Source organism: Methylosinus sp. DMC45 (assembly GCF_056313885.1).
Genome location: NZ_JBQUZK010000056.1, coordinates 36082 through 56723, shown reverse-complemented (window position 1 = coordinate 56723; position 20642 = coordinate 36082). Strand labels below are relative to the sequence as shown.

General features: G+C 66.2%; 16 protein-coding genes. 10 read left to right on the top strand and 6 right to left on the bottom strand.

The features are described 5' to 3' along the window. Positions 1 to 29: 29 nt before the first annotated feature. The gene (locus tag ACT53T_RS19365; RefSeq protein WP_476162488.1) at positions 30 to 1652 is read left to right on the top strand and encodes a cyclic peptide export ABC transporter; all 1623 of its coding nucleotides are present in this window, start codon (positions 30 to 32) and stop codon (positions 1650 to 1652) included. Positions 1653 to 1658: 6 nt separating this feature from the next. Here ACT53T_RS19365 and hemH read toward each other — a convergent pair whose 3' ends face one another. The 4 genes from hemH to ACT53T_RS19345 form a co-directional block, all read right to left on the bottom strand. After that, positions 1659 to 2654, bottom strand: a complete 996-nt coding sequence (hemH, locus tag ACT53T_RS19360) for a ferrochelatase (protein ID WP_476162487.1) — start codon at positions 2652 to 2654, stop codon at positions 1659 to 1661. Next, on the bottom strand, positions 2651 to 3460 hold the full coding sequence (panB, locus tag ACT53T_RS19355) for a 3-methyl-2-oxobutanoate hydroxymethyltransferase (protein WP_476162486.1): 810 nt from the start codon (positions 3458 to 3460) through the stop codon (positions 2651 to 2653). Before panB ends, hemH begins: the two co-directional genes overlap by 4 nt. A 66-nt stretch (positions 3461 to 3526) precedes the next feature. Further along, complete coding sequence (locus tag ACT53T_RS19350; RefSeq protein ID WP_255461795.1) at positions 3527 to 3652, bottom strand: hypothetical protein; 126 nt, start codon at positions 3650 to 3652, stop codon at positions 3527 to 3529. Between the two features lie 80 nt (positions 3653 to 3732). Further along, a complete protein-coding gene (locus tag ACT53T_RS19345; RefSeq protein WP_476162485.1) occupies positions 3733 to 4311 on the bottom strand; it encodes a L,D-transpeptidase in 579 nt (192 codons plus the stop codon). 186 nt (positions 4312 to 4497) lie between these two features. Here ACT53T_RS19345 and ACT53T_RS19340 point away from each other — a divergent pair, with 186 nt between their 5' ends. The 5 genes from ACT53T_RS19340 to ACT53T_RS19320 all read left to right on the top strand — a co-directional run bounded on the left by ACT53T_RS19340 (position 4498) and on the right by ACT53T_RS19320 (position 8462). Continuing rightward, positions 4498 to 5712, top strand: a complete 1215-nt coding sequence (locus ACT53T_RS19340; protein WP_476162484.1) for an alpha/beta hydrolase family protein — start codon at positions 4498 to 4500, stop codon at positions 5710 to 5712. A gap of 218 nt (positions 5713 to 5930) precedes the next feature. Then, positions 5931 to 6377 carry a 30S ribosomal protein S6 gene (gene rpsF, locus ACT53T_RS19335; RefSeq protein WP_024881051.1) on the top strand — a complete coding sequence of 149 codons (447 nt, stop codon included), beginning with the start codon at positions 5931 to 5933 and terminating at the stop codon, positions 6375 to 6377. Then, positions 6377 to 6613 carry a 30S ribosomal protein S18 gene (gene rpsR, locus ACT53T_RS19330; protein WP_018266677.1) on the top strand — a complete coding sequence of 79 codons (237 nt, stop codon included), beginning with the start codon at positions 6377 to 6379 and terminating at the stop codon, positions 6611 to 6613. Before rpsF ends, rpsR begins: the two co-directional genes overlap by 1 nt. Positions 6614 to 6778: 165 nt before the next feature. Then, entirely contained in the window at positions 6779 to 7177 is a 399-nt protein-coding gene (locus ACT53T_RS19325; protein ID WP_476162483.1) for a hypothetical protein, read from the top strand. 220 nt (positions 7178 to 7397) lie between these two features. Next, complete coding sequence (locus ACT53T_RS19320) at positions 7398 to 8462, top strand: sensor histidine kinase (protein ID WP_476162482.1); 1065 nt, start codon at positions 7398 to 7400, stop codon at positions 8460 to 8462. A 1-nt stretch (position 8463) separates the two neighbouring features. On the opposite strand, the gene ACT53T_RS19315 is transcribed toward ACT53T_RS19320, so the two are convergent. Together ACT53T_RS19315 and ACT53T_RS19310 are read right to left on the bottom strand one after the other, a co-directional pair. Then, entirely contained in the window at positions 8464 to 9327 is an 864-nt protein-coding gene (locus ACT53T_RS19315) for an ATP-binding protein (protein ID WP_476162481.1), read from the bottom strand. Positions 9328 to 9451: 124 nt separating this feature from the next. Continuing rightward, entirely contained in the window at positions 9452 to 13846 is a 4395-nt protein-coding gene (locus tag ACT53T_RS19310) for a hypothetical protein (RefSeq protein WP_476162480.1), read from the bottom strand. A 403-nt stretch (positions 13847 to 14249) separates the two neighbouring features. On the opposite strand from ACT53T_RS19310, the gene ACT53T_RS19305 reads away from it, so the two are divergent. From ACT53T_RS19305 to ACT53T_RS19290, 4 genes are all read left to right on the top strand, one after another. After that, positions 14250 to 16040, top strand: coding sequence for an acyl-CoA dehydrogenase C-terminal domain-containing protein (locus ACT53T_RS19305; protein ID WP_476162479.1), 1791 nt, complete (start codon positions 14250 to 14252; stop codon positions 16038 to 16040). Positions 16041 to 16132: 92 nt separating this feature from the next. Further along, positions 16133 to 17341, top strand: coding sequence for an acetyl-CoA C-acetyltransferase (locus ACT53T_RS19300; RefSeq protein ID WP_476162478.1), 1209 nt, complete (start codon positions 16133 to 16135; stop codon positions 17339 to 17341). 25 nt (positions 17342 to 17366) lie between these two features. Beyond that, positions 17367 to 19574, top strand: coding sequence for a 3-hydroxyacyl-CoA dehydrogenase NAD-binding domain-containing protein (locus ACT53T_RS19295; protein ID WP_476162477.1), 2208 nt, complete (start codon positions 17367 to 17369; stop codon positions 19572 to 19574). Continuing rightward, positions 19574 to 20620: an aldo/keto reductase gene (locus ACT53T_RS19290; protein ID WP_476162476.1), complete on the top strand. Its 1047-nt coding sequence runs from the start codon at positions 19574 to 19576 to the stop codon at positions 20618 to 20620. Before ACT53T_RS19295 ends, ACT53T_RS19290 begins: the two co-directional genes overlap by 1 nt. Positions 20621 to 20642: the final 22 nt, after the last annotated feature.

Below are 20642 nucleotides of genomic sequence, written 5' to 3'. Positions count from 1 at the left end.
TTTATTCATTCATTTCACCGAGGCCATAGATGCGGAACAGGTTTCTTCTGCGCGCGTCCGCTCGCCTGCTCGCGCCCTATAAAAGGCAGGCTCTCGCCGCGGCGCTGACGGGCGGCGCGTCGAGCCTCGCGACGGTCGGCGTTCTCGCCATGATCGAGCGCGCCCTCGGCAATGGCCTCGCCGCCGCCGAGATTGCGATTTTCGCTGGGCTCTGCGCGACGATTCTCGCAGGCGAAATCGTCGCGAACCGCGCGAACAGCGAGGTCGTCCAGGGCGCTGTCGCCGATCTTCGCAAGGAACTGGTCGACAAGATTCTCTGCGCGCCGGTCGCGGCGCTCGAGCGCTTGCAGCGGCATCGCATCGTCACCGCGCTCAATCACGACGTCGATGAAATCTGCGAGTTCGTGCGCGGACTTCCCTTTCTATTCGTGTCCGTGCTCACCGCGCTCGGCTGCGCCGCCTATCTCGTCTTTTTGTCCTGGCGCCTCGCGCTGGTCGCCGTCGCCTTCGCCGGCCTGCCGATCTATCTCATGCGGCGCGCCCTTTCGACGGCCTTCGTGCTATTCGACGCCGAAAGACGCGCGCGCGACGAACTGCAGAAGGATTATGACGCGTTGATCGAGGGCGCGAAGGAGCTTCGCCTCAATCGCGCGCGGCGCGCTGTTTTCCGCAATGATCGGCTGTTTGCGCGGATCGAGCGCATACGCGATCTGACCACCCGCAATTTCGTGATCTTCTCCACTGTCGAGGCGATCGACACGACGTCCATCTTCATCGTCATCGGCGGCCTGACCGCCGCGCAATCGGCGCTGGGGGAAGCGCCCGCGACGACCGGAACCTTCATCGTCGCGCTTCTCTATATGCGCGCGCCCGTCAATGCGGTGATCGCCCATGTCGCGATGTTCGGCCGCGCCGCGACCTCGTTTCGCCGCGTCGTCGATCTCTCCGAGAGCTTCACGACGGCGGAGCCGCGGCTCGTCGAATGCGCAGCGCGGCCGCCTTCGCCGTTCTTCGGCTCGGTGGAATTGCGCGGCGTGACCTTTCAATATGCGCAGGAGGAGAATGTCGCCGGCTTCACGCTCGGTCCGGCGGATTTTCACATTCGCCCCGGCGAGATCGTGTTCATCGTCGGAGAGAATGGCGGCGGCAAGACCACGCTGCTCAAGCTCATTCTCGGCGTCTATCCGCCGACGAGCGGCGAAATTCTCGTCGACGGCCGGCCGGTCTCCGACGCCGAGCGCGACGATTATCGCCAGCTCTTCTCCGCCGTCTTCTTCGATTATTTCCTTTTCGACGATGTGAGCGTCTCGCAGGAGTCGGCCGCCGCGGCGCAGGATTATCTCGCGCTCATGGAGATTTCGGAAAAGACCGCGATCGAGAATGGAGTCTATACGACCACGGCGCTCTCCGCCGGACAGCGCAAGCGTCTCGCGCTCGTGTCCGCCTTCGCCGAGGAGAGGCCGGTGATGGTCTTCGACGAATGGGCGGCGGAGCAGGACCCGGCGTTTCGCCGCGCCTTCTATCGCGAGATTCTTCCCGATCTGAAACGGCGCGGCAAGACGCTCGTCGTCATCTCGCATGACGACCGCTATTTCGACGCCGCCGACCGTATCGTCACGATCAGCGGCGGAAAGATTTCCGCAGAAGCCTGACGCCGCTCACGAGTCCAGCCAGCCGGCGAGCTCCCGCCGCGCGATCGTCTCCAGCGCGCGCAATCCATCGTCGCTGTCGTTGAGGCAGTCGAGCCGCGCGAATTTTTCGCCGCCGGCTGTCAAATAAGAATGGCGCAGCTCGACGCCGATCTCCTCGAGCGTCTCCAGACAATCGGAGACGAAGCCCGGCGTCAGCACGGCGACGCGTTTCACGCCGTTCTGCGCCAGCTCTTGCAGCACATTCGCCGTATAGGGGCCGATCCATTGCGCGCGGCCGAAGCGCGATTGAAAGGCGAGGCGCAAATGCTGCGTCGACATGCCGAGCGCGGCGCGCAGAAGATCGTATGTCGCCTCGCAATGGCGGCGATAGGGATCGCCGCGGTCGATCTGCGCTTGCGGCAATCCGTGGAAAGAGGCGATCAGAACATCCGGCGTAAAATCGAGCGCAGCGAGCTGCGCGCGCGTCGAGGCGGCGAGCGCTTCTATATAGGCGGGATCGTCATAGAAGGGCGGGACGATGCGCAATGTCGGCTGCTCGCGCAGCAGCGCCAGCGCGCGCGCCGTTTCGTCGAAGACGGAGGCCGTCGTCGAGGCCGCATATTGCGGATAGAGCGGAAACAGCAAGATGCGCTCGCAGCCCTCGGCGCGCAGCGCGTCGATCTTCTCGCCGATGGACGGCCCGGCGTAGCGCATGGCGAAATCGACGATGACATTCTGTTCCGTGAAGCGCGCGCCGAGCTTTTCCGCCTGCGCGCGGGTGATCGTCTTCAGCGGACCTTCGTCGCGCTCCTCGTTCCAGACGGAGCGATAGGCGCGCGCGGAGCGGCGCGGCCGAAAGGTGAGCACGAAGCTCTCGAGAATGGGACGCCACAGCAGCGGCGGCAGATCGACGACGCGGCGATCGGAGAGAAACTCGCGCAAATAGCGGCGCACCGACCAATAATCGGCGCCTTGCGGCGTGCCGAGATTGACGAGCAGAAGCCCGATGCGAGACGCGCTCATGCGATGATCTTTTCCAATGCCGCCAGCTCCGCCGCCTCCATGGAGAAGCCATTCTCCTCGGCCGGAAAGCGTCCCTCGCGAACGTCCTGCGAATAAGCGGCGACAGCCGCGCGCAGCGCCGCGCCCAGCTCCACATAGCGGCGATTATGCTTGAAGTCGCGCGTTCCCAATGCGGCGAGGTCGTGCACGACCAGCACTTGCGCGTCGCAATCGGCGCCGGCGCCTATGCCGATCGTCGGCGCGCGCAGGCGCTCTGTGATCTTCGCCGCGAGCTCGCGCGGGATCAGCTCGAGAACGAGGAAATCGGCGCCCGCCGCATCCAGCGCCAGCGCGTCGGCGAGGAGCTTGGCCGCGGCTTCCGCGGTCTTGCCCTGGCGGCGCTTGCCCTCCTGATGCTGCGACTCGAGCCCGATGTGGCAGCACACCTCATAGCCCTCGCGCTTCAGCGCGCGCACTATGTCGGGCCGCGCGCCTTCGAATTTCACGCAATCGGCGCCGGCCTGCGCGAGACGCGTGGCGCTGGCGAGCGCTTGCGCCTCGCTCTCATAAGTCGCGAAAGGAAGGTCGCCGATGAGATAGACGCCCGGCGCGCCGCGGCGCACGGCGGCGATGTGATGCGCCATATCGTCCAGCGTCACCTCGCGCTCGCTGGCGTAGCCCAGCACATTGGTGCCGACGCTGTCGCCGATCATGAGGATATCGACGCCCGCCTCCGCCTCGAGCCGCGCGGTCGGCGCGTCATAGGCGGTCAGCACGACGAATTTCTCGCCGCGCTTCTTCTTCTCGACGAAACGGCCGGCCGCCATCTGCTCACCTTCCCTGATGCGCGTCAGGGCGCTGTATAGAGCAAAGGCGGCCGCGGAAAAAGCCGCTCAGCGCGCGCAGGCCTGCGGCGGCAGCGGCAGGCGTATGTCCTGCAGCTCGTGGGTGCATTTGTCGCAACCCGCGAGCAGCGCATAGGCGACGACGAGACCCGCCAGAATGCAGAGCTTGCGCATGATCTTCTTCCTCGAGACTCCGCCGCCGTCGCCGCCACGATAGCGTCGCGCGGGTTAATAGCTCGAGAAGGGCGCCGCTGTCATTTCAGCACGACCACGCGGGTTCCGACCTTCACCCGGTCATAGAGATCGGCGACGTCGCGATTGGTCATGCGGATGCAGCCGGAGGAGACCGCCTCGCCGATCGTGTCGCCCTCATTGGAGCCGTGGATGCGATATTCGCTGGAGCCGAGATAGAGCGCGCGCGCGCCGAGCGGATTGTCCTGGCCGCCCGCCATATAGCGGGGCAGATCCGGCCGGCGCTTCAGCATGGCGGCGGGCGGGCGCCAATCGGGCCATTCCTTCTTGGCGGTGATCGTCTTCACGCCGGACCAGGTGAAGCCCTCGCGGCCGACGCCGACGCCATATTCGATCGCCCGCGTCGGGCCGAGCACATAATAGAGCCGCCGCTCCTTGGTGGAGACGACGATCGTGCCCTTCTTATATTGCGGATGGCTCCAGACGACCTCCTGGCTCGGGATCGACTGCAGGCGGAAGTTGTTGACGAAATCCGCGACCGGGCCGCGATCGAAGGGATTGGCCGCCTGCGCGCTCCCCGAAAGGACGATGCCGAATGCGATAGCTCCCGCGCAGCGCGCCCAGGTCGAGATCATGCCCATTGCTCTCCGTTCCGTTTACGTCCGCGTCGTTTCTCGGGAGCAAATGCGGCCGAAATGGGATGGCGAGGCCGGCGGCGCATTTTCGGCGATGGATGCGATTTGGAAAATATTGCGGTCTATACGTCGCTTGCGCCGCTCGGCGCGCTGTTGACCTCAGCTCTCCCCCGAAACCCAAAAGGCTCCCTCATGCCGATCACTCTTCGCGCGCTGATCCTCGTCTCGGCGCTATTCTTCGGCGCGGCCGCGCAGGCGGCGCCCGCCTCGCGAAATGCGCCGGTCGAAGTCTCTTCCGGCGTGAAATACGAGCTGGTGGCGCGCTGGGACGTTCATCGGCTGAATCAGATTTTGCAGACCGACACGCCGAAATTCGCGGGCGTCAAAGTGGACTACACGCCGGCGCGCAATGGCGTGAAGCTCTACAGAATCACCTATTCCTCCGTCATGCCGGAGAAGGGCAACGCCCCGACCGTCGCCTCCGGCCTGCTCGCCGTGCCGGACACGAAGGAGACGTCGTTTCCGATGGTCTCCTATCAGCATGGCACCGTCTACGGGCGCCACGAGGTTCCTTCCTTCGCCGAGGACTCTCCCGAGACGCAGCTGATGATCGCGCAATTCGCGGGGCAGGGCTACGCCGTGATCGGCGCCGATTATTTCGGCCTCGGCGTCTCGCAGGAGCCCGAGGGCTATATGGTCAAGGCCAGCCATCAGCAGGCCTGCTACGATCTGCTGGTCGCCAGCCATAGCGTGCTCGGCCATTTGAAGCTGACGAGCGACAAGCTCTTTCTCTCGGGCTGGTCGCAGGGCGGCTTCGTCACCATGGCCTTTCTGGAGAAGCTCGAGAGCGCGGGCGTCGCCGTGCGCGGCGCGGCCACCGCCAGCGCGCCGCTGGATCTCTTCGCCGCCATGGAGGGCTTTCTCGACTTTCCGCGGCCGAACGACGCCGTCTGGCTGAACAGCATCTTCATCCTCTCGGCCTTTTCCTATGAGAACTACTATGGCGTCCCTGGCCTCGCCCGCTCGCTCTTCGCCGAGGAGCATTACGACATCGCCAAAAAGGCCTATGACCGCGAGCCTATCGACCCTGCGGCCGTGCCGACCGATCTGCGCAAGCTCATCAAGCCGGATTATTTCGATCCGCATTATTTCGCCAATTCGGCCTTCGGCCGGCTCATTGCGGCGACGCAGGCCTATCGCTGGGTGATAAAATCGCCGGTCCGCAACTATTACGGCGAAGCGGACGAGGCGATCACGCAGGGCGTCGGCCGAATGGCGATGACCTATGCGCAGGCTTTCGGCTCCGGCAATAAGGTCGTCGAGGCCGTTTCCACCGGACCGACGACGCATCGCGGCACTTTCGTGACCGCGGTCCCGCAATGGAAGGCCTGGTTCGACGGCCGCTGAGCGCGCGGCCCTTGCATCCTGCGCCCACGCCGCTATAAAGCGCGCTTCGCGACGCTTCCGGCCGGGGGCTGAACGGAAGGCCTTTGGCTCCGCCACAGGCAGGGTTCGCCCGTCTTCCAGTGTCTCCGCCTTCGAACTTCCCGATCGAGCCTTTCCTTTGAAGGCTCGAAGGGCTCTGCGCCGAGAGCGGGCTCGCGACGATGAGGAAAGGCAAGAGAATGGCTCTCTACGAGCATATCTATCTTGCGCGCCAGGACGTTTCGCCCCAGCAGGTGGAAGCGCTGACGACGCAGTTCAAGGGCATCATCGCCTCGCTCGGCGGCAAGGTGACGAAGACCGAATATTGGGGCGTGAAGTCCCTCGCCTATCGGATCAAGAAGAACCGCAAGGCGCATTTCACCCTTCTCAACATCGACGCCCCGCCGGCGGCTCTCGCCGAGGTCGAGCGTCAGCAGGGCCTGAGCGAGGACGTTCTGCGCTTCCTCACTCTGCGCGTCGATGCGCTGGAGGAGGGCCCCTCCGCCCAGCTCCGCAAGCGTGACGACGACGACCGTGGCGACCGCCGCGGCCCCGGCGGCCCGCGCCCCGACCGTGGCGATAGAGGCGACCGTGGCGACCGTCGCCCGCGCCGTGACGAACCCCGCGCCGAAGGAGAGACTTTCTGATGAGCGCCGCAGCACGCCGCCCCTTCTTCCGCCGCCGCAAGTCCTGCCCCTTCTCCGGCGCCAACGCCCCGAAGATCGACTATAAGGACACGCGCCTGCTCTCGCGCTACATCTCCGAGCGCGGCAAGATCGTGCCCTCGCGCATCACGGCCGTCTCGGCCAAGAAGCAGCGCGAGCTGGCCCAGGCCATCAAGCGCGCCCGCTTCCTCGGCCTTCTGCCTTATGTGATCCGCTGAGCTTTCCTCTCGGATCGTGAAACGACCGACGGCCGCGTTCGACGCGGCCGTTTTTTTGTCCGTTTCGATCTTAGGCAATCATCCCGATGCGCTTTGGGCGAAATGCCCGAGCAAAAGCGGGTGTTTCGGGCGAGGAAGCGCTCTCGTTCAAAAGGAGTCCTCGATATGGAAGTTCTGCTCATCGGCGCCGCGGCCTGCATGACGGCCCTGATCTCCAGCGCTTGGCTGATGACCTTCGCGAGATGGTTTCCCCTCGGCGGCGTCGACAGGCTGGCGATCGATTATAAGACGCTGATCCGCGCCCATATCGATTATGCGATGATGGCGGGCTTCGGCGTCGCCTTCTATGGCTCCGGCGTCGAGCTTCCGGCCGCCGCCTGCTGGTGCGTGGCGATCGGCGGCTTCACCAATCCCACTGTCTTCGTGATCGCCGCTTTCGATCCGAATTTCTGGGAAAAGGCGATCTGGAAAATCTACACGGCCGCGACTTTCGTGGTGACGTCCATCGGCTTTCTGTGGATCGCCTATGCCTTCGTCGCGCATGCGCTGAGACATTGGCCGTGATCTATCAGAATTGAAGAGAATTCGAGAAGAACTGAAGACAATTCCCGCTGCGCAATCGAAGTCTTAGAGACAAATCGAGCGCATCGCTGTCGATTTCTTCTTTACCTTCACGGCGCCTCGGGTCAATATCCCGCGCGGGAGACTGCGTCCGGCGAGACGAGAGCTCGACAATGCGCGCGGAGAAACCGCAGCGCGGCCGGAGGCGACCAGAGGAGGGAGAATGTCGGAGGCCGCGACGGCCGACGATTGGCGTCGACTCGTGTTCGACGAGACGGTCGCGGGCCTCGTGCTCGTCGACCAGCGCGGCGTCATCATCGGCGCCAATCCCTGCGCGCGGCGCATGTTCGGCTATGGCGCGGCGGCGGAGGTCATCGGCCTGCCATTCGCCCGCCTTCTGCCGCAGGCGTCGCCGTGGAGCGGCGGCTCCGGCCTCGGCCTGGAGGGCGTCCGCCGCGACGGCGCGCATTTTCCGGTCGATGCGCGCTTCTCCGCCATCGCGCGCGACGGCGAGTCGCTCATTCTGGCGACGATCGTCGATCTTTGCGAGGCCAGCGCAGAGGGGGCCGCGCTCATCGCCCATGCTGAGGAGCTGGAGCGGCTCAATGAGCGCCTCGCGCGTTTCGCCTTTGTCGCCTCGCAGGATCTTCAGGAGCCGCTGCGCAAGATCGCCGATTTCGGCGATCTGATGGAGCAGGCGATCGCCCGCGGCGCGCAGGAGGAGATCGTCCGCGCCAATAGCGTCATGCGCTTTGCCGCGCTGCGGGCGCGCGCGCTGGTGCAGGATCTTCTGTCCTTCTCGCGCATCGTGAACGATGAACTGGAGTTCGCCGCGCTCGATCTGCGCGAGGCCATCGCGCTCGCGCTGGCGGCGGTGTCGCCGACGATCTCCGAGACCAGCGCGCGGGTGGAGATCGATCTGCCCGAGGTCTCCATCACGGCCGACGCCACGCAATTTCAGCGGCTGGTGCAGAATATTCTCGCCAACGCCATCAAATACAGAAAGCCCGGCCAGCCGGCGGCGATCGACATAAGGGGCTTTTGCGACGAGAGCTCGCTCTGCCTCGCCATCGCCGACGACGGCATCGGCTTCGAGGCGCAATATGCGCAGAAGATCTTCGAGCCGCTGAAGCAATTGCACAGCAAGGTCGATTATCCGGGCTCGGGCGTCGGCCTCGCCATTTGCAAGGCGATCGCCGATCGCCATGGCTGGCGCCTCAGCGTCGAGGCGGCGCCCGGCGTCGGCGCGACCTTCTTCATCGTGCTGCCGTTGCGCGAGACGGCTTGAATTATTCGTCGAGCCGCTTGCCGAGCCTGCCCGCGAGGTCCTGCACATATTGCCACGCCACGCGCCCCGAGCGGGCGCCGCGGGTGATCGACCATTCCAGCGCCTCGCGCTCGATCGTCTCCTGCGGCGCGTCGAGCCCGTGATGGCGGGCGTAGCCGAAAATCATGGCGAGATATTCGGCTTGGCTACAATTGTGGAAGCCGAGCCAGAGGCCGAAGCGATCGGAGAGCGAGACCTTCTCCTCCACCGCCTCGCCGGGATTGATGGCGGAGGAGCGCTCATTCTCCATCATGTCGCGCGGCAGCAGATGGCGGCGATTGGAGGTGGCGTAGAAAAGCGCATTGCGCGGCCGTCCCTCGACGCCGCCCTCGAGCGCGGACTTCAAAGATTTGTAGCTCGTCTCCGCCGCGTCGAAGGAGAGATCGTCGCAAAAGAGCAGAAAGCCGAACGGCTTTTCACGCAGGGAGGAGAGCAGAATGGGCAGGCTCTCTATGTCCTCGCGATGAATCTCGATGAGCTTCAGCGGCCGCGCGCATTCCTTCTCGCGCGCGATCGTCGCATGCACGGCTTTGACGAGCGAGGATTTGCCCATGCCGCGCGCGCCCCAAAGCAGCGCATTGTTGGCCGGCAGCCCGCGCGCGAAGCGGCGCGTGTTGTCGATGAGCTGATCGCGCTGCCGCTCGACGCCCTCGAGCAGCGAGAGATCGACGCGATTGATCTCCGCGACGGCGGAGAATTCTCCGCGCGCCCGCCAGACGAAGGCCTCGGCGCTGGAAAAATCCACCGCGCGCGGCGGCGGCGGGGCGAGCCGCTCCAGCGCGGCGGCGATGCGCTCGAGCAATGCGAGCTTGGCTTCTTCCGACATGAGGCTCCTCGGCCGCGCGGCAAACGGGGTCGGGCGCTTATAGCAGAATTGGCGCGTCGAAAGCGAAAACGCCCCGCGGCCGGCGCGGGGCGTTTCGATTTCGTTTCGCGGTCGCCGCGGCGTTTTAAAGCGCGGAGACTTTCGGCTTGCCGGCGGCGGGCTTGCCCTCCGGCTTGGCGGGCGCCTTGGCGTTCTCCCAGCCGCCGGGCGGCGGCGGCACGTCATTGGCGGCGTTGTCCGGCTGCTTGGGACGGAACCCGTCGACGAGCGCCTTGGCGGCGGCCATGTCCTTGGAGTCGAGACGGGCGCGGACCTCGTCGCGCTTCTTGCCGGCGTCCTCGTCGCCCTGCGCGGCGGCGGCCGAGAACCACAGATAGGACTGCGTCAGACTCTGCGGAACGCCGAGCCCGCGGGCGTAGAGAATGGCCAGATTGAACTGGCTGTCGCGCACGCCATATTCGGCCGCCTTGCGGAACCATAGCGCCGCCTGGTCGTAATCCGGCTTGCCGTCGCCGCCGCCGGCGTGCAGCACGGCGAGATTGTGCATGGCGCGAGCGTTGCCGGCGTCGGCGGCGCGCTTGTACCAGGAGAGCGCCTTGGCGTAGTCGCGCTCGACGCCCATGCCCTTCTCATAGATGGAGCCGAGCCGATATTGCGCCGGGGCGAGGCCCTTTTCGGCCGCCTTCTCGAACCATTGGAAGGCGATCTTGGGATCGCGCGGGGCGCCGCCGCGCCCTTCTGAATAACGCAGGCCGAGCTCGTATTGGGCGCTGGCGTCGCCGGCGGCGGCGATCTCCTTGATGACGCCGAAGACATCCTGCCGCGGCGCGGCGGGCGCATTGGCCGCGGGCGTTCCGATCGCGCCGACCGGCATGGGATCGACAATCTGGGCGCCGAAGCGTCCGGGCGCCGGAGCCTGCGGATTGGGAGCGAAGGAGCCGACGCCGGAGCCGCCGGGCGCGAGCGCCGGAAGGCCGATCGGCCTCGGCGCGGCGGCCGGCGCCTTGGCGGGCTCGGCTGCCGAAACAGTGGCGGGGGCGCTCGGCTCGTGCGAGGCGGCGTCCTTGGAAGAGGCGTCCTTGGGAGCAGCATCCTTGGCGGAGGCGTCCTTGGGCTCGCCGGCCGCATCCTTGTCGGCGGGCTCGACGGAGGCGGTCGCCTCGTTCGGCTCCGCCTGAATGGCGGAAGCCTGCGGAGCCGGATTGTCGAGCGTGACGCGCGCGATCTGATAGGCGCCGTAGAGCAGCACCAGCACGCCGACGCCGAGCAGCAGCGGCCGGCGGCGGGATTGCAGCGCCGCGCCGACGCCGCCGCCCGCAGCAGCGGCGCGCTCGGGCTCCGGCTTCTGCTCGGCGGCGATCTTCTTGGCCGCCTTGCCCTTGGCGGCCTTGCCCTGCGCGGCCGCCGCCTGGGCGTCGACCGCGGCCTGCTGGGCGGCGCGGCGCGCGGCCGCGATGAAATCCTGCTGCACAGAGCCGGAGCGATCGTCGTCGCGGGAGACCATCGGCTCGCGGCGCGGGCGGCGATCGCCCGGCTCGAGCAGAATATCCTCCACATCGCCGACCGGCGCCGCGGATTTCACGCGCGCGGCGCGGCGCGGCTCGGCCCCGTCCTTGGCGCGCTGCGGCTCCGCGGCTGCGCCCGGCTTGGCCTTGCGCAGATCGGTCAGCTCGTCCTCGAACACGGAGAGCCGCTCGACGACGCGCTGCAGCGTCTCATGGACGGCGGCGAGCGTCTGATTGGTGCGATGGCCGGCCTCGTCCTGGAAATGACGCAGCTCGACCAGCTCCTTCTCCAGCGCGTCCTGCAGGCCGCCGTGAAGCGTCGCGTCGCGCAGCGCGTCCTGCGCCGCCTCGCGCGCGGCGATCTCGGCGACGCGCATGGTGGAGCTGCGCGTCTCCTCGACCTTGGTGGAGAGCGCGCCCAGCGCGCGCTCTATGGCGGCGAAGGAGTCGGCGTTCATGTCGGAGCGGTCGAGCCGTTCCGCGAGCCGGCCGATCTGCTGCTCGAGCGCGCCGAAGGTCGAGCGATCGGCCTCCGGGTCGAGCGCCGCGTCCATTTTCTGCGCCAGCTGCCCGACCAGCTCCGCCAATTGCACATTGGCGTCGTCGCCGCGCCGGCGCGCGGTCGAATCGATGCGCGCGGCCAGCTCGGCGTGGACATGGTCGATGCGCTCGGCCAGCTCGCGCAATTGCTCGGAGCCGGCGGATTTCTGCGCGCTGGCGGCGACGGGCTGGAGCCGCTGCTCCAGCTTCTCGATCTTGCGGCCGAGCTCGTCGAAGCCCGGATGAACGATGCGCGCCTCGCTCGCCGCGTCGATCTTCTTGGCGAGCGAGCTGAACAGCCGCTCGAACTGATTGGGATCGACGCCGGCGCCATTGCCCTTGCGCTCGACCTCGGAGCGCAGCGCGTGCATCGCCGCGGCGATCTCGCGCAGCTGCTCGGAATCGGCGGACTTCTGCGCCGCCGCGGCGGGCTGCAGCCGCTGCTCGAGCTTCTCGATCTTGCGGCCGAGCTCTCCGACCGGATTGGCGATCTTGGCTTCCGTCGCGGCGTCGATCTTCTCGGCCAGCGAGGCGAAGAGACGTTCGAACTGGCGCGGATCGACGCTCGCGCCCGCGCGCTCCTTGCGCTCGAGCTCGGCGCGCAGCTCGTCCATGTTGCGGGCGATCTGGCGCAGCTGCTCGGCTTCGGCGGATTTTTGCGCAATGCCGGGCTGGAGCCGCTCCTCGAGCTTCTCGATCTTGCGGCCGAGCTCGCCCACCGGATCGACGATCTTGGATTGCGCGGCCGCGTCGATCTTCTTGGCGAAGGAGGCGAAGAGCTGCTCCACCTTGCTCGCGTCGACGCCCGAGCCGCTTCGCTCTATGCGCGCGGCGAGCGATTTGTGCACCTGGTCGATGCGCTCGTGAATCTCGTCGAAGCGCTTGGCTCCGCCGGATTTGGTCGAGACGGAATCGAGCTTGGCGGCGAATTCCTCCAGCCGGCGCTCGAAGGCGGCGAAGGAGCCGCCGATCTCGGTGGAGACGATGGAGCGAATGCCCTGCACGAGCTCGCTCACATCCTTGACCGTCGCGACATTGGCGCCGGCGGCGCTCAGCTCGTCGACCTGCGTGGTCAGGGCGGCGATGCCGGCCTCGAGCTTCTCGATCGGCAGAGGGCGGCGCGAAACCGCCTTCAGCAGCTCGTGAATCTCGCGCGTCTCGCGCGTGATCGCGTCTATGGCGGCGCGATCGGCGCCGCCGGCGGCGTGATGCTCGGCGAGCTTGTCGTTCAGCGCGCGCACTTCCTCATAGAGGACGGCGACGATGCGGCTCGGATCGAGATCGCGCAATATGGAGGCGAGATCGGCGGTGAGGCGCTCCACTGGCGCCAGCACCATCTCCTCGACGCCATAGAGGCGCTGCGTCTCGACGCGCTCGGCCAGCTCGCGCAGCGCCGCTTCGACGGCGGCGACGGAGGCGCGCGGCGCGAGATCGACGAGGGCGCGGGAGAGGCCTTCGAGATCGCAGCGCAAAAGGTCGATCTGGGCGACGACGGCCGCCTGCTGCTCGCCCTGCACGCTCTGCTCGGCGCGGGCAGACATCAGCTGGCGCGACAGCGATTCGATCGATTCGGCGAGACCGTCGAAGATCGCCGGCCGCGCCTCGATCGCCGCTCTGGCGACGAAATCGCCGCCCGCCTGCTCCTCGAGCGCGCGCTGGCGCTCGGTGATCTCGGCGACGGCCTCCGCGAGCGGACGCCGCGCGGCGGCGCGACGATCGCGCTCCTGCCGGCTGTCGCGCTCCTGCTTCTCGCGTTCTTGCTTCTCGCGCTCTTTGCGCCGGCGCTCCTCGGCTTCCTCGTCCAGCCGCGCCGCAATTTCGGCGAGCCGCTGATCGAGCGCACCGAGCGCATTCTCGAACTCATAAGCGCGATCGTCGTTGGAGAGGCTGTCGATGCGCGCCTCGAGCCGGGCCAGCGCATTGCGGATCGGCCGCACGCCGTCGTCCGGGCGGGTCGCGATGCGCTCCTCTATGCGGCCGAGCCGGTCCATCACCGCGCCGATATCGTCGCCGAGGCGGGCGCGGCTCGTGTGATTGCGGTCGATCAGCTTGGCGAGGCCGGAGAGGGCGTTGGCCGTCTTGCGCTCGCTATCGGCGGAGCGCCGCTCGAAAAGGGCGACGGCGTCGTCGACGATGGCCTTGGCGTCGACATCGGCGCGGCCGCGCGGCGCGAGCGAGCGGAAATCCTCTTCCGGCTCCTCGTCGCGCAGGTCGCGTCTCGGCGCGGCGTCGCGGCGCATGCGGCCGCGATCATTGCGTCCGTAGAGACGCGAGCGCAGCGCGCGTCGGCGCGCCGGAGCGTTCGGCTCCTCGTCGTCGACGGCGTAAGACCGCTCGTCGAAATTGGCTTTTTCTTGGATCACGTCATCGAGCCAAGCAGAAAGGCTCTTGCCCGATCGTCGCGCGGCGGCGCGCGCGACATCGCGGGTTTCGTGATCTATACCCTTGAAGCTCCAGGGAAATGCCTCTGTCATCGGATATCCGGCGGGCTCGACCCGTGTTGGCTGGGGAAAACTGGACGAGCGACGACTCGAGAGGCGCGAATCGCGCCGGAACGCTGTGAGGGCGGGGGTACGCCGTCGCCGGGGACTTTCCTTCGAAGAAGGTAAATAAATGGTTAACGCTTGCGCGGAGCCGACCGCGTGGCTCCCCTATTGCGCGGGAAGGGCCGGCTCTCTACCTATTGCTGCGCAGGACGCACGCAACGAATCCCCGATTCGCACGCATTATGAACGACTTGTCTTTCCGCGTCCAAGCGCGTTCGGCGTCGCGTTTTCGTAACCGGGACAGGGGCATGATTGTCGACGAGCCGGCCGACCACCGGGAAAACGCCTATATCGAGATATCACTTAAAGGATCCGCGCAGGGAGGGCTCTCATGCCGATCTACAAGGCCCCGGTGGACGACACGCTCTTCCTCTTGAACGACGTCCTGCATTTCGAGCGCTATGGCGATCTGCCCGGATTCGCGGACGCTGCGCCCGACGTTCTGGCGCAGATCATCGGCGAGGCCGGGAAAATCTGCGAGGAGCGGCTGCAGCCCTTGAACCGCAGCGGCGACGCGGAAGGCTGCCGGCTGAGCGCGGCCGGCGATGTCGCGACTCCCGCGGGCTTCGAGGAGGCCTATCGCGAGTTCGTCGCCGGCGGCTGGGTTGGGCTGGCCGTCCCGCCCGAATATGACGGGCAGGGCCTTCCTTATACGTTGGCTGTGGTGATGAATGAATTCGCCTCGGCGGCCAACATGTCCTTCGCAATGTATCCGGGCCTGACGCAAGGCGCGCTCGCCGCGCTGCTGCGCCATGGCAGCGAGGAGCAGAAGCGCCTGTTCGCGCCGCCCATGGCGGCGGGCCGCTGGACCGGCACGATGAATCTCACCGAGCCGCAATGCGGCACCGATCTCGGCCTGCTCACCACCAAGGCGAGCCCGCGCGAGGACGGCTCCTATTCCATCACGGGGCAGAAGATTTTCATCTCCGCCGGCGAGCATGATCTTTCCGAGAACATTATACATCTCGTGCTCGCGCGCATCGAAGGCGCGCCGGCGGGGGTGAAGGGCATCTCCCTCTTCATCGTGCCGAAATACGAGGTGAATCCCGATGGGACGCTCGGCGCGCGCAATGCGGTGCGCTGCGGCGCGCTCGAGCATAAGATGGGCATTCACGGCAACGCCACATGCGTGATGAATTATGACGGCGCCAGGGGCTTTCTGGTCGGCGAGCCCAATCGGGGCCTCAATGCGATGTTCGTGATGATGAACGAGGCGCGGCTCGGCGTCGCCGTGCAGGGTCTCGCGCAATCGGAGGTCGCCTATCAGAATGCGGCCGCCTACGCCAAGGAGCGCCTGCAAGGCCGCGCGCTCACCGGCGCGAAGAACGCCGGCGGCGGCGCCGATCCCATCATCGTGCATCCCGACGTGCGTCGCGCGCTGATGGAGATGAAGGCCTTCAACGAGGCGGCGCGCGGCCTCGCTCTCGCCACCGCGCTGGACAGCGATATCGCGCATCGATCAGAGGACGCCACGGCGCGTCAGGCGGCGGACGATCGTCTCGGCCTGCTGACGCCGGTGCTGAAGGGCGTGCTCACCGATCTCGGCTTCGAGAGCGCGGTGAAGGCGCAGCAGATATGGGGCGGGCACGGCTATATTGACGAGAATGGCGTCGAGCAATTCGTGCGCGACGCGCGCATCACCATGATCTATGAGGGCGCCAATGGCATTCAGGCGCTCGATCTCGTCGGCCGCAAATTGCCCAAGGACAATGGCCGCGCCGCAATGGCCTATTTCGCCGAGGTGAGCGGCTTCATCGCCCATGAGAGCTCCGACGAGATGAAGCCCTTCGTGGAGCCGCTGAAGGCCGCGCTCGGCGATTTGCAAAAGGCCACGATCTGGCTGATGCAGAATGCGCTCGCCAAGCCCGACAATGGCGCCGGCGCGTCTTATGATTACATGCATCTCTTCGGCCGCGTGGCGCTCGGCTACACATGGGCGCGCATCGCCCGCGCGGCGCTCGACAAGAAGAAGGAGAGCGCCGGCGACGGCGCCTGGCTCGACGCCAAGCTGACGACGGGCAGATTCTTCATGGAGAAGATGCTGCCCGAGACGAGCTTTCGTCTGGCGCGCATCACGGCGGGAGTCGACACGCTGATGAGCCTGCCGGCGGAGATGTTTTGACGAAGCGAATAGCGAATAGGGAGTAGCGAATAGAGAGAGACGAGCTATTCGGTGCTCCCTATTCGCCACTCGCCCAGCAACGGAGCTGCTTCATGCCCGAAGCCTATATCTACGACGCCGTGCGCACGCCGCGCGGTCGCGGCAAGCCCGATGGCTCGCTGCATGAGGTGTCGAGCCTCGGCCTTGCCGTCACCGCTCTTTCCGCGCTGAAGGAGAGGAACAATCTCGACGGCGCGCCGGTCGACGATGTGATCCTCGGCTGCGTCGATCCCGTCGGCGAGGCGGGCGGCGACATCGCCCGCGCCGCGGCGATCTCCGCCGGCTATGGCTATGGCGTGCCCGGCGTGCAGATCAATCGCTTCTGCGCGTCCGGTCTCGACTCGGTGAATTTCGCGGCGGCGCAGATCATGTCCGGCCAGCATGAGCTGACCATCGGCGGCGGCGTCGAGAGCATGAGCCGCGTCGGCATCGGCGCTTCCGGCGGCGCCTGGCCGGTCGATCCGACCATCGCCATTCCCTCCTACTTCATGCCGCAGGGCGTCTCCGCCGATCTCATCGCGACGAAATACGGCTTCTCGCGCGACGACGTCGACGCCTATGCCGTGCAGTCGCAGCAGCGCGCCGCGCGCGCCTGGGAAGAGAAGCGCTTTTCTAAATCCATCGCGCCGGTGAAGGACGTCAACGGCCTCACCATTCTCGACCGCGACGAGCATATGCGCCCCGCGACCGATATGCAGTCGCTCGCCGCGCTGAAGCCGTCATTCGCTTTCTTCGCCGAGCAGGCCGGCTTCGATGCTGTCGCCATTCAGGCGCATCCCGATGTCGAGAAATTGACTCATGTGCATCACGCCGGCAATTCCTCCGGCATCGTCGACGGCGCCGCGGCGGTGCTGCTCGGCTCGCGCGAGGCGGGCGAGCGCCATGGGCTGAAGCCCCGCGCGCGCGTGCGCGCCTTCGCCAATATCGGCTCGGAGCCGGCGCTGATGCTGACCGGCCCGGTGGATGTGACGAAGAAGCTGCTCGCCAAGGCCGGCATGAGCCTTTCCGACATAGACCTCATAGAGGTGAACGAGGCTTTCGCCGCCGTGGTGCTGCGCTTCATGCAGGCTTTCGGCCTCGACGATTCCAAAGTGAATGTGAATGGCGGCGCCATCGCCCTCGGCCATCCGCTCGGCGCCACGGGCGCGATGCTGGTGGGGACGGCGCTCGACGAATTGGAGCGCAGCGGCAAGTCCACGGCGCTGGTGACGCTCTGCATCGGCGCGGGAATGGGAACCGCGACGATCATCGAGCGCGTGTGAATTTCAAGCCTGCGGGAGCGACCCGATGAACCTCGTCAATTTCCGTTTCGAGACCGGCGCCGACGGCGTCGCTCTGCTCACTTGGGACAGCCCCGAACGCTCGATGAACGTCATCACCGTCGAGGTGATGGACGAATTGGAAAAAGTCATCGACGAGGTGGCGAGCAACGCCGAGATCAAGGGCTGCGTGATCGCATCGGGCAAGCCGGCCTTTTCCGGCGGCGCCGATCTCTCCATGCTGCAGAAGAGCGCGGTGGAATACGCGAAGGCCGTGCGCGAGCAGGGCGAGGAGGCTGCGATGAAGCAGTTCTTCGAAGGCGCGCGCAGATTGTCGCTGCTCTATCGCAAGCTCGAGACCAATGGCAAGCCATTCGCCATCGCCATTCACGGCGCCTGTCTCGGCGGCGCTTTCGAGCTCGCGCTCGCCTGCCATTATCGCGTGCTCTCCGACTCCGACAAAACCAAGGTCGGCCTGCCGGAAATCAAGGTCGGCCTCTTCCCCGGCGCCGGCGGCACGCAGCGCATCGCGCGGCTGATGCAGACGGGCGACGCTCTGCAATTGCTGTTCAAGGGCGAGCAATTGAAAGCGTCCAAGGCAAAGGCCGCCGGACTCGTTCACGAGCTCGCGCCGGAGAATGAGATCGTCGAGCGGGCGCGCGCATGGATCGTCAATGGCGGCAAGGGCAAGGCGCCTTGGGACGTCGAAGGCTTCAAGCCGCCGTCCGGCCGCGTCTATTCGCCCGGCGGCATGATGGTGTGGCCGGCCGCCAACGCCATCTATCGCCGCGAGACCTTCGACAATTATCCGGCCGCCAAGGCGATATTGCACAGCGTGTTCGAGGGGCTGCAATTGCCCTTCGATCTCGGCTTGCGCGTCGAGGCGCGCTGGTTCGCGCATATTCTGCGCTCCAAGCAGGCCGCGGCGATGATCCGCTCGCTTTTCCTCTCCAAGAATGAGCTGGAGAAGGGCGCGCATCGGCCGAAGGACATTCCGCCGGCGAAATTCGCCAAGATCGGCGTGCTCGGCGCCGGCTTCATGGGCGCGGGCGTCGCTTATGTCAGCGCGCTCGCCGGCATAGAAGTGGTGCTGATCGATCGCGATCAGGAGAGCGCCGACAAGGGCAAGGCGGTGATCGACAAGCTCATCTCAGGCCAGGTCTCGCGCGGCCGCGCCACGGCGGCGGACAAGGAAGCGCTGCTTTCGCGCATCACCGCGACGCCCGATTATGAGAAGCTCGCCGGCGCCGATCTCATCGTCGAGGCCGTGTTCGAGGAGCGCGGCGTGAAGGCGGAAGTGACGAAGAAAGCGCAAGCGGTCGTGGGGCCGGATGTGATCTTCGCCTCCAACACCTCCACTCTGCCCATCACCTCGCTCGCCGAGACGTCGCTTCGCCCCGAGAATTTCGTCGGCATTCATTTCTTCTCGCCGGTCGAGAAAATGCTGCTCGTCGAAGTGATCCGCGGCAAGAAGACCAATGACCGCGCCGTGGCGACGGCGCTGGATTTCGTGCGCGTGCTGAAAAAGACGCCGATCGTCGTCAATGATTCACGCGGCTTCTACGCCAATCGCTGCGTGCTCAATTTCGTGCGCGAAGGGCAGATCATGCTCACCGAAGGCGTGCCGCCAGCGATGATCGAGACCGCCGCGCGCATGGCCGGAATGCCGGTCGGCCCGCTCTCGCTCAATGACGAGATCGCGCTCGATCTCGCCTGGAAGATTCATCTCGCGACCAAGAAGGATCTCGGCGAGGCCGCCGTCGATCCGACGCAGGAGCGCGTGCTGCATTTCATGGTGGAGCAGGAGGGACGCCTCGGCCGCAAGAACGGCAAGGGTTTCTATGATTATCCGGCGAGCGGCAAGAAGAGCCTGTGGCCCGGTCTGTCCGCGCTCGCCGACGAGAAGCTCGATCCCGACTCGATCGATGTGGAGGAGCTGAAGCAGCGCTTCCTCGTCGTGCAGGCGGTGGAGGCGGCGCGCGTATTGTTCGAGGGCGTCGTCACCGATCCGCGTGAGGCGGATGTCGGCTCCATTCTCGGCTTCGGCTTCGCGCCCTTCACCGGCGGCACTTTGTCTTACATCGACGGCGTCGGAACGGCGGCCTTCGTCGCCATTTGCGACGCGCTCACGCAGAAATATGGCGAGCGCTTCGCTGCGCCCGCCGAGCTGCGCGACATGGCGAAAAAAGGCGAGAGCTTCTACGGCAAATATGGCGCGCAGGCGAAGGCGGCGTGATGCGTTACAATCAGCTCGGCCGCACAGGCCTCTTTGTCTCGGAAATCTGCCTCGGCGCGATGACGTTCGGCGAGGCGGGCGGCGCCGGCATCTGGGGCGCGATCGCCGACGTCGATCAGCAGGCGGCGACGCGCATCGTCGAGCGCGCTTTCGCGGCCGGCGTGAATTTCATCGACACGGCCGATGTCTATTCCTTCGGCCGCTCGGAGAAAATGGTGGGGCAAGCGCTCGTCGATCTCGGCGTGAAGCGCAAGGATGTCGTCATCGCCACGAAATTCTATGGCGAGTCCGGCGCCGGTCCCAATGATCGCGGCGCCTCGCGCGGGCATATAATGGACAGCGTCGAGGCGAGCCTCGAGCGCTTGCAGACCGATCACATCGATCTCTATCAAATCCACGGCAATGATGCGGTGACGCCGATAGAGGAGACATTGCGCGCGCTGGACGATCTCGTCTCGCGCGGGCTGGTGCGCTACATCGGCCTCTCCAATTGGCAGGCTTGGCGCATCGCCAAGGCGCTCGGCGTTTCCGAGCGGCTGGGCTATGCGCGTTACGAGACGGTGCAGGCCTATTATTCCATCGCCGGCCGCGATCTCGAGCGCGAGATCGTCCCGCTTCTCACAGAGGAGAAGCTCGGCCTCATGGTGTGGTCGCCGCTCGCCGGCGGCCTGCTCTCGGGCAAATATGGACCGGGCGCGCCGGAGGGCGCCGAGGGACGCCGCCTTTCTTTCGACTTTCCGCCCGTCGACAAGGATCGCGCCTGGGCTTGCGTCGCGGCGATGCGCGAGATCGGCGCGAAGCATGGCGCGAGCGTCGCCGAGGTCGCGCTCGCCTATGTTCTCGCCAAGCCTTTCGTCACCACTGTCATCATCGGCGCGAGGCGCATCGATCAGCTCGAGCAAAATCTCGCAGCTGTGAAGCTGCAGCTCGATGCGCAGGATATGGAGCGGCTCGACGCGGCGAGCGCGCTGGCGAAGGAATATCCGGGCTGGATGCTCGAGCGTCAGGGCGCTTTTCGCCGTCCTGCGCCATTCGAGCCGAAATGAAGCGGTCATGACAGACGCGCCA